11 protein-coding genes and 1 pseudogene are annotated in these 7,404 nt (G+C 43.7%); 5 read left to right on the forward strand and 7 right to left on the reverse strand.

Going from position 1 to position 7,404, the window contains the following annotated elements:
• Both H6S82_RS12060 and H6S82_RS12065 read right to left on the reverse strand, forming a co-directional pair.
• Positions 1–234, reverse strand: a 234-nt coding sequence (locus H6S82_RS12060; protein ID WP_191056259.1) for a glycosyltransferase, incomplete at its 3' end; no start/stop codon positions are given.
• 6 nt (positions 235–240) lie between these two features.
• Positions 241–774, reverse strand: a complete 534-nt coding sequence (locus H6S82_RS12065; protein WP_199315461.1) for a rhodanese-like domain-containing protein — start codon at positions 772–774, stop codon at positions 241–243.
• 173 nt (positions 775–947) lie between these two features.
• Here H6S82_RS12065 and H6S82_RS12070 point away from each other — a divergent pair, with 173 nt between their 5' ends.
• Complete coding sequence (locus tag H6S82_RS12070) at positions 948–1,364, forward strand: hypothetical protein (protein WP_190469902.1); 417 nt, start codon at positions 948–950, stop codon at positions 1,362–1,364.
• 382 nt (positions 1,365–1,746) lie between these two features.
• On the opposite strand, the gene H6S82_RS12075 is transcribed toward H6S82_RS12070, so the two are convergent.
• On the reverse strand, positions 1,747–1,959 hold the full coding sequence (locus tag H6S82_RS12075; protein ID WP_190469905.1) for a hypothetical protein: 213 nt from the start codon (positions 1,957–1,959) through the stop codon (positions 1,747–1,749).
• Between the two features lie 418 nt (positions 1,960–2,377).
• On the reverse strand, positions 2,378–2,500 hold the full coding sequence (locus H6S82_RS33970; RefSeq protein ID WP_255512277.1) for a hypothetical protein: 123 nt from the start codon (positions 2,498–2,500) through the stop codon (positions 2,378–2,380).
• 86 nt (positions 2,501–2,586) lie between these two features.
• Here H6S82_RS33970 and H6S82_RS12080 point away from each other — a divergent pair, with 86 nt between their 5' ends.
• Positions 2,587–2,724 (forward strand): hypothetical protein, encoded by a 138-nt coding sequence (locus H6S82_RS12080; protein WP_190469908.1) that lies wholly within the window; start codon positions 2,587–2,589, stop codon positions 2,722–2,724.
• Between the two features lie 6 nt (positions 2,725–2,730).
• Here H6S82_RS12080 and H6S82_RS12085 read toward each other — a convergent pair whose 3' ends face one another.
• Positions 2,731–3,330 (reverse strand): thioredoxin family protein, encoded by a 600-nt coding sequence (locus H6S82_RS12085; protein ID WP_190469911.1) that lies wholly within the window; start codon positions 3,328–3,330, stop codon positions 2,731–2,733.
• Positions 3,331–3,508: 178 nt separating this feature from the next.
• Here H6S82_RS12085 and H6S82_RS12090 point away from each other — a divergent pair, with 178 nt between their 5' ends.
• Genes H6S82_RS12090 through H6S82_RS12100 form a run of 3 tightly spaced genes read left to right on the forward strand, consistent with a single transcriptional unit; the run spans position 3,509 to position 5,659 of the window.
• Positions 3,509–4,120 (forward strand): hypothetical protein, encoded by a 612-nt coding sequence (locus H6S82_RS12090; protein WP_191056260.1) that lies wholly within the window; start codon positions 3,509–3,511, stop codon positions 4,118–4,120.
• A 16-nt stretch (positions 4,121–4,136) separates the two neighbouring features.
• The gene (locus H6S82_RS12095) at positions 4,137–4,541 is read left to right on the forward strand and encodes an NIL domain-containing protein (protein WP_190469916.1); all 405 of its coding nucleotides are present in this window, start codon (positions 4,137–4,139) and stop codon (positions 4,539–4,541) included.
• Between the two features lie 32 nt (positions 4,542–4,573).
• Positions 4,574–5,659, forward strand: a complete 1,086-nt coding sequence (locus H6S82_RS12100) for an ATP-binding protein (protein ID WP_190469919.1) — start codon at positions 4,574–4,576, stop codon at positions 5,657–5,659.
• A 187-nt stretch (positions 5,660–5,846) separates the two neighbouring features.
• On the opposite strand, the gene H6S82_RS12105 is transcribed toward H6S82_RS12100, so the two are convergent.
• On the reverse strand, positions 5,847–6,827 hold the full coding sequence (locus tag H6S82_RS12105; RefSeq protein ID WP_242056919.1) for a hypothetical protein: 981 nt from the start codon (positions 6,825–6,827) through the stop codon (positions 5,847–5,849).
• Positions 6,828–6,850: 23 nt separating this feature from the next.
• Positions 6,851–7,306 (reverse strand): annotated as a pseudogene (locus H6S82_RS12110) (isochorismatase); the annotation flags it as partial.
• Positions 7,307–7,404: the final 98 nt, after the last annotated feature.

A 7,404-nucleotide genomic window follows, 5' to 3' on the forward strand; every position in this document is an offset into this window, starting at 1 on the left:
ATCTCCCGTTGCAGCTTTGGCTCCGCAATTCATCTGAATTGCGCGTCCGCGTTTGTCACAAGTAAGAAGGCGGACATTAGCTGCTTTGGCAATTTCAACAGTTTCATCTTCGCTGCCACCATCGACAACGAGTATTTCCCAAGCATTCGGCGAAAGGGCATTCAAGCAACGCAAGGTGCTACCCAAAGAGGCTGCTTCATTGAGTGTAGGAATAATGATGGAAACTTTTGACATTGGTAATTAAGAATCCTCCTCTGCCCCTGGGCTCCTCTGCCCCTCTGCTTTTTTGTAGCGGTATTGGGATTTTAGTAGTTTTCCCCAAATAGCATTATAGGGATGTACGAACTGTGTAGGACGATCGTCTTTAAAAATTGGTCGTCCTTCATTTGCCCATTGAAAGATACTACCTTGCAAATTATAAACGCGATCGAATCCGGTTTGTTGAAGTTGCTGGGCAATATTTGCGCTGCGATAACCGACAGAACAGTATACGACAATGGGGGTATCGCTGGAAATGTCTGGAAGTAAGGCTAAATTGGGTGCGATCGCATCTATTCGGCGAGCATTTTTGAGATGACTGACGGCGTATTCCGCCTCGCTGCGAGCATCAATGATAATTGGCTGCGTTTGGGCGCTATTTTCCAGCCAATTCGCCAATTCTTTGGTAGTTAACCAGCAAACATGGGGTTTTTTGTAGCCGATCGCAAATTTAAGCAGTTTAAAAACAAGCGATCGCCCAAGCAGAAACATTTTACTGCAAATATAGTCCATCATGCTATCGGGTAGACAAATAGGGTGAGCTTCAGTTCACCATATCGAATGAGGTGGAAGCTTTTCCCAAAACGCTACTTTAAAAATTAGGAATTGTAAGTCGATCGGCACTAATGTCATTTTTGCGCCCGAACAATAATTCCTTAAAATTTCATCTTCACAGTAATGGTTAAATTATGCAAGCTCTACAAGAATTAAACTGCAAAGCCGCACTGAAACTAACTTTAGTTGCTATGGGAGCATTTCTGTGCTTCGCACCCGCTATGAAGGCATCAGCAGAAGCACCACCCTGTCCGACTCGCAATTCACAACCTCTGTACTTTGCTGAAAGTGCCAACTATGACGTGTCTATTTGCTCCGCAGAGAGGAATCGCAATACGCCCAAGTATTATGTTGCTACTAACAAAAATGGACGCGGTGGCATCACTTTGCCTTTATCTTCTTACAGAGGTATTGTATTTACCGCTAGAAACGGTCGTTACACTTACACCGTTAACGGCAGTAGGGGTCAGCTGGTCGTACAGCAACCAAATGGCAGACGTTCTGTGGAAAGGCTAGAAACTTATGGCCCTTTGAACGGCTACGGACACTAAGAAAGTCAAAAGTTAAAAGTCAAAAGTCAAAATTCAGAACTTATGGTTACTTTTTCACCCGGATGTGTGAAACGCTCGGTAGGTTAGGAAGATTAAGATTAAATCAAATAGATGCACCCTGATGATGCCCCTCCGAAGAGGGGTTTTTTGTTGGGCGATCGCAAAATACGCTCCAACAAAAAGCCCGTTCAGCTAGTATCGCTGTCCGGGCGAGAGAGAGATTGTATGCTTTTAATTTAACACACGCTTTGCCCAATATATCCGGACAATTATATTCCTTTCTGGTAGAGATTTGGGACAAAAAGCGAAATATTTATCTATATATTTAATTACGCTTTTATAAAATTTTTAGAATAACGTTAGCCTCCAGGCGAATATGGGTTTACATAATTGCAGAAAGTTCATCTACAACAACAATCCGTCCTTTATAAAGAGCGCGAATCAGGCGATCGATCGCGCTTCTTTGTTCTTCTTCAAGGGATTCATCCAACACCGCTGCCATCAATCCATAGCGATCTGCCAAAGTTATACGACCGGATGCGCTGACTTGAGCGAATAATTCGGAAATTGCGTTGGGGAGGAGTTGGACTTGCATCGTTATTAGTGGAACTCTATGCTTTTAATATCGTTTAAATTCCTGTGGTCGAGAGTGATTGAGCCAACTAACTAAATGTGATAGTTAATAACATCTCATTGTGAGTAGCAGCAATCGATCTGTGTGACCGAGATTTAACAATTAATGTGAGCAAAATCACATACTAAATTAGAGATAATGCTGTACACAGCAGCTTGCGGTCGGATGAAGTAGACCCTAGAAACCGGGTTCGCGTACCTACTCACCTGAAAAGCGTTGTAAATACCCTATAAAATTGGAAAGTAGTATAGTTTTTTTGCTCAACTTTAAGCGTTATAAAAAAAATGCCGCATTTCAATGATAGTAGTTGATATAAATCAACCACACAGATATATAATATTGCCAAATTTATGCCTTTTTATAAAGGATTTGATATTACTCAAGCGGCTAGAGTCGTCGCTTGTACAGGGGCAGACTTGGTAACAATCCATTTACCCGTTTCTGGGTCTCTATAAGTTAGAAATGGGTTTTGTTTCAAGGGTTTGTCACAAGGTTTAGTCATTTGACACACTCCTTCCTTATTTACAGAATATTGTAGGCGGCTGATAATTGCTATTTGGTGATTAAAGGTTTGATAAAAATGTGATAATGTTTGCCATAAGCTGTGATTTAAATCACTATATCTGCGTACTTGACGCAAGTGCGATCGCTCTCTTTCCTGGCTCCCTGAGAGCGATCGGCTGTAATGATGTCAACGACAAAGATGCTTTGCTTTCTTTCAATTAAATTTTGTTAATTCACGACTTGAGAGCCATGCAGTCGCGGGTCGTCCGATCCAGCTTTCCGTGTTACGGGTGCCTTAAACTTGGAAATTTGTCCAGTAGCTCTAGCATAGGGTACTGGTTCGCCAGCAGCTAAGGCTTCTAAGTTTGCCGCCATGACTGTGCGCGGTTGTTCGCCAATTGCTTGCGCGATCGCATTTCCATCTTGGCCAAAAAAGACAAAATGAGGTATTCCATCCACACGGTAACGTTCGATTTCTGGCAACCACTTGCTGTTATCCACATTCAGCATCACGAAGTTTACTTTACCGGCGTACTCTTGTTCGAGTTCGCCCATATCCTTAGCCATCAGCTGACAGCTGGTACACCAATTGGCATAAAACTCCACTAGGCTTGGTTTACCGTTGCTGAGGGCTACCTCCAGAGGTGTAGAATTTTCCGCTAAAGTGGTGAGGGTAGCCGTGTCTGTCTCGGTGCGCGAGCCAAAAAATAGGGCAACGGTGAGAGCGATCGCTGCTAATACAATCAATAAATTTCTGACGCGCTTCCCTACAGTCGATTCTGTGTTTTCCGGAGATGTTATCGGTGGGTTAGTTGAATTGCTATTCATCGGTTATCTTTTACAAAAAAACAATTACACGCTAATTTTAATCTAGCTCAACTAGACAGAGGCTATCGTGCTAATCAATTTTTATCGGTTTCTGATTTTACTTTTCGGTGGGAGCTTGCTTTTAGCCGCTTCCCAGTCACTACCGGAAGTGGTTAATCACCCAAAACCACAACTGGATATGAATATAAATCCCTTTCTAGAAGCTGGTTGCAGTATTGACGAGTATGATGCTCTCGATTGCGCTCCGCAAGCGCCAGTGCTAGCCTTTGGATGCAACCGATTAAGCAAACCTGACGATTTGCTGGGCGGACTTACACCACCGCTTCCCTTGCTATTTTGCAAGCTCACACCGTCGCGATCGCTGCCAGCCCCAGCAGATTATTTCTACCGCACGGGTGGGTTACTTCCCAACTATATTCGCTATATTGTATTTAGAAATGGCAAGTTTAAGCTTGTCAAAAATCTTTCCGAGTTCAAAAAACTATTTGCCCCGATCGAATCGACTGAAGAAGCATTGAGCTATGCCCTAGCTGTAAAAAATCTCCAGGCTTACTACGGACAACAAGCCAACCCAAGTTATGAATACTTTGTGGATAAAATAGAAGATACTAATGTCGTTAAAACCCCACAAGGTTATTTAATCAATTTGTACGAAAAAAGAGTATTTGGCTGTGGCCCTCATCCGATTTCGGTGGTAAATGTCTTGGTAACGTCTGCGGGTAATATCCGCGAGGTGAGCAGAAAAGAGGTTTACAAAAATCCAGCCGAAGATAGTCTTTGTGTTGATTAATAATTAAAAGGTAAGTATGAAAAAACGAGTAACGCTGATTTTTCCCAAACGCGCCATTCAGATGCCAGTAGCTTATCGACTGGCTAGGGATTTTAACGTGGCTGCCAATATTATCCGCGCTCAGGTTGCGCCCAATCAAGTTGGTAAGCTGGTGGTAGAACTATCGGGCGATATTGATGCCTTGGATGCAGCGATCGAATGGATGCGATCGCAAGACATCACCGTTTCTTTAGCCAGCCGCGAAATTTTGATCGATGAAGATGTCTGCGTCCACTGCGGTTTGTGTACAGGCGTTTGTCCCACGGAAGCGCTCACTTTGGAACCGCAGACATTTAAGCTGATGTTCACGCGATCGCGCTGCATTGTCTGCGAACAGTGCATCCCCACTTGTCCCGTGCAAGCAATTTCCACTAATTTGTAATCTCAAATCGCTCCAACTACGGGGAAAGGCAGATGAAAGTCGAGTCTATTCCGATCAAAAACTTCAAGCGATTTGACCATCTTGAAGTTTCGTTCAAAAACCAAAGCCTCAACGACGTTAGCAAACGATTTCTGGTAGTTGGAGATAACGGTACTGGCAAGACAACTCTGCTGCAAGCGATCGCACTTCCACTAGCCCTAGCAACTAGACAAATTCAAAGTGTATCTGATTTTGATTGGTTAGGGTTTCTTCCCGGTCGCTATCAGCGCTGGGGACATCCGTACATTGAACTAGAAGTATCATTTGAAGATGAAGAAATTGAAGCCACACAAGCTGTAGCTAGAAGATGGTTGGATGCACAACCAGAACGCTTTGGAGTCGAACCCGGTGATAGCAATTCTGTCCAAATAATCCTAGATGGGGAAAGATGTCGTGCCAGAAATAGTCCAGAATATTTTCAGTTTTGGGGGCGATACTACGCCAGACAGTTATTGAAAACCGATCCATCTGTTCGTTCCGAATTCGCCAAACTTCCAGGTATTTTCTGGTTTGACCAATTTCGCAATCTCGGCTCAAATCCGCCTATAGAAGAAAATGGATATGGGTCGGAAAAGTCAGGAATTGGTAGAGTTTCCTTTGAATTGGGTGTAGCTCGCTTGCGTAAGTATCTTAATGGCTGGAAATTTGCCCAGCTTACTCATAGCTATCCCATTGACTACTTGATGCAATTGGAGAATCTTTACAAGAAAATCTTTCCGGGACGCTCCTTTGCTGGGGTAGAACCGATGCCCGGAATTGATTCACCAACACCAGAAGATTATTACTTTTTAATCAATGACGGACACCGCACCTACGACATTGTAGAAATGTCAGCAGGTGAACAATCGGTATTTCCTATCCTCTATGAATTTGTCCGGCAACAAATTGCTCGATCGGTTGTATTAATTGATGAAATAGACCTCAATCTTCACCCGCCAGCGGCACAGTTATTAGTCCGCCAAATTCCCAAGATAGGCCAAAATTGTCAGTTTATCTTTACTACCCATTCTGAGGCTGTGAGCGACATAATCGGTGAGGACGAGACTTACCGTTTATTTGGGGGAGCGCTGTGCCTGTAAATATTCTCTACTGCAAAAGAGTCTACCCTACGTTTAATGATTGACCGAAAAAAAGGTTTCAAGCCTCCCATTTCAAGGGGAATTATCAAAAAAATTTTCCGAATATTGTAGAGACGTTTCATGAAACGTCTCTACAATATTAAAGGCGGAGCCAATCCAAAATCTAAAATGCTCTCATCGAGTGACCTCAAGGACTGCCAAAACCAACCAACGCTGCTTGACTGAAACTTGCCGCGCCAACACTAGCCCGCACCGCAGATTGGGAAAAGATTTGAAAAGCCTGACGAATTTCGGAAGTGCTGTTAGTTGGGGTTAGTATCCACTCATCCCGCAATCCCATTTCTTGGAACACTTTGCGGAAATCTGTGCTGCCATTGTCAATCCCCATTGCGGCGATAATATGATTTTCTGCCATCAGCATATCTTTAACAATGGAAGCAACATTTTTGGCAGTAGCTTTTGTAGAATGTTCGTCAGCACCATCGGTAATAATTAAAGTGATAGTGCGAACGGGAACGCCGTTATCGGCGAATTCCTGAGACTTAGCTAAAACAGTTCCCAGCAACACAATAGTTTGGTCATATAAAGGTGTACCTTCGTTGGGTTGGTAGTTACCCGCATCCATCCGCACCGCTCGATCGATCGGACAATAAGGATACAACACATGACCGTTGAGATAGCGATTGTGAGCTAAAATGTTGTCTCGCTGTTTGGAATTTTTAAGAGCGTCGAGTACGGCATTATGACCGTCTCGCACCGCTTGAGTATTGCCAGAATAAGCAATAGAACCGGAATCATCGGGCATGATGGTTAGAAGTACAACTTCGCTCGCCATGACATCATCTACACTCACTCCCAATCCGGCTTGGATTTGGCTACCGATGTCAATTACGTTTAATGCTTGTAAGGATGCAGAAGAAAGCAATCCTTCTTCTTGGGCTGTTTGGAAAAGGTTGTTGAGATTGGGTGTTTGGCTCATATTAATTAGGAATGGTGAGGATAAAGGAACCACAGATGAACACAGATAAACACAGATGAAAATACTGACGCAGTATGAGCGTAGAAACCCGGTTTCTTTCTCGGTTTTAGGTGTGCAAACCCTGATTTGGTAGAGAAACCGGGTTTCTTTGGCATTCGTCCCAGATGAAAGCAAAATATCTGCGTTCATCTGCGTTTATCTGCGGTTAAAATTCAAAGCGTAAGATCGGCCCAAGTTTCGATCGGCTGGGTTGATTTGACTATGTGCATTCCCGCATCGGCAAAGCGTTTAAAAGCTGCATCTGCTGGATCTGTAAAGTCGATTACTCCTGGAACGACGACGGGTGAAGTGCAATCTTCTAGCAGATAAACTTTCTTCGCCAAGTTGGGATCTTGCGCCACAATTTCGGTTAGCAAATCGTCAATTGTCCAGGCGACGCAATGACTTTTTGCTTGACCTGCAATAATGACAGCATCGAATTCGAGTAATTTCTGAATAAAACGAGCGTTTTTCTGTGCGATCGGTCGTCCATCCGCACCTTCTAAAACTTCCGGACGCAAGACGGAATAGTTCTCTGTCAGGGGATTTCCGCCTTTAATTTCAAATCCAGTTTGGCTGTTACGGGCGATCGCATGGAAAAATAGCGCTTCTTCCACAGATGAAACTAAGTAGTCGGACAAAAGTAATCGACACTGTATGAACTTTTGTTAAGGCACTTGCAGGAGTGCCTTCGCACAGCGTGCCGTAGGCATATCGTGCATCGGCA

The organism is Planktothrix sp. FACHB-1355 (genome assembly GCF_014748295.1).
GTDB classification, from domain to species: domain Bacteria; phylum Cyanobacteriota; class Cyanobacteriia; order Cyanobacteriales; family Aerosakkonemataceae; genus Aerosakkonema; species Aerosakkonema funiforme_A.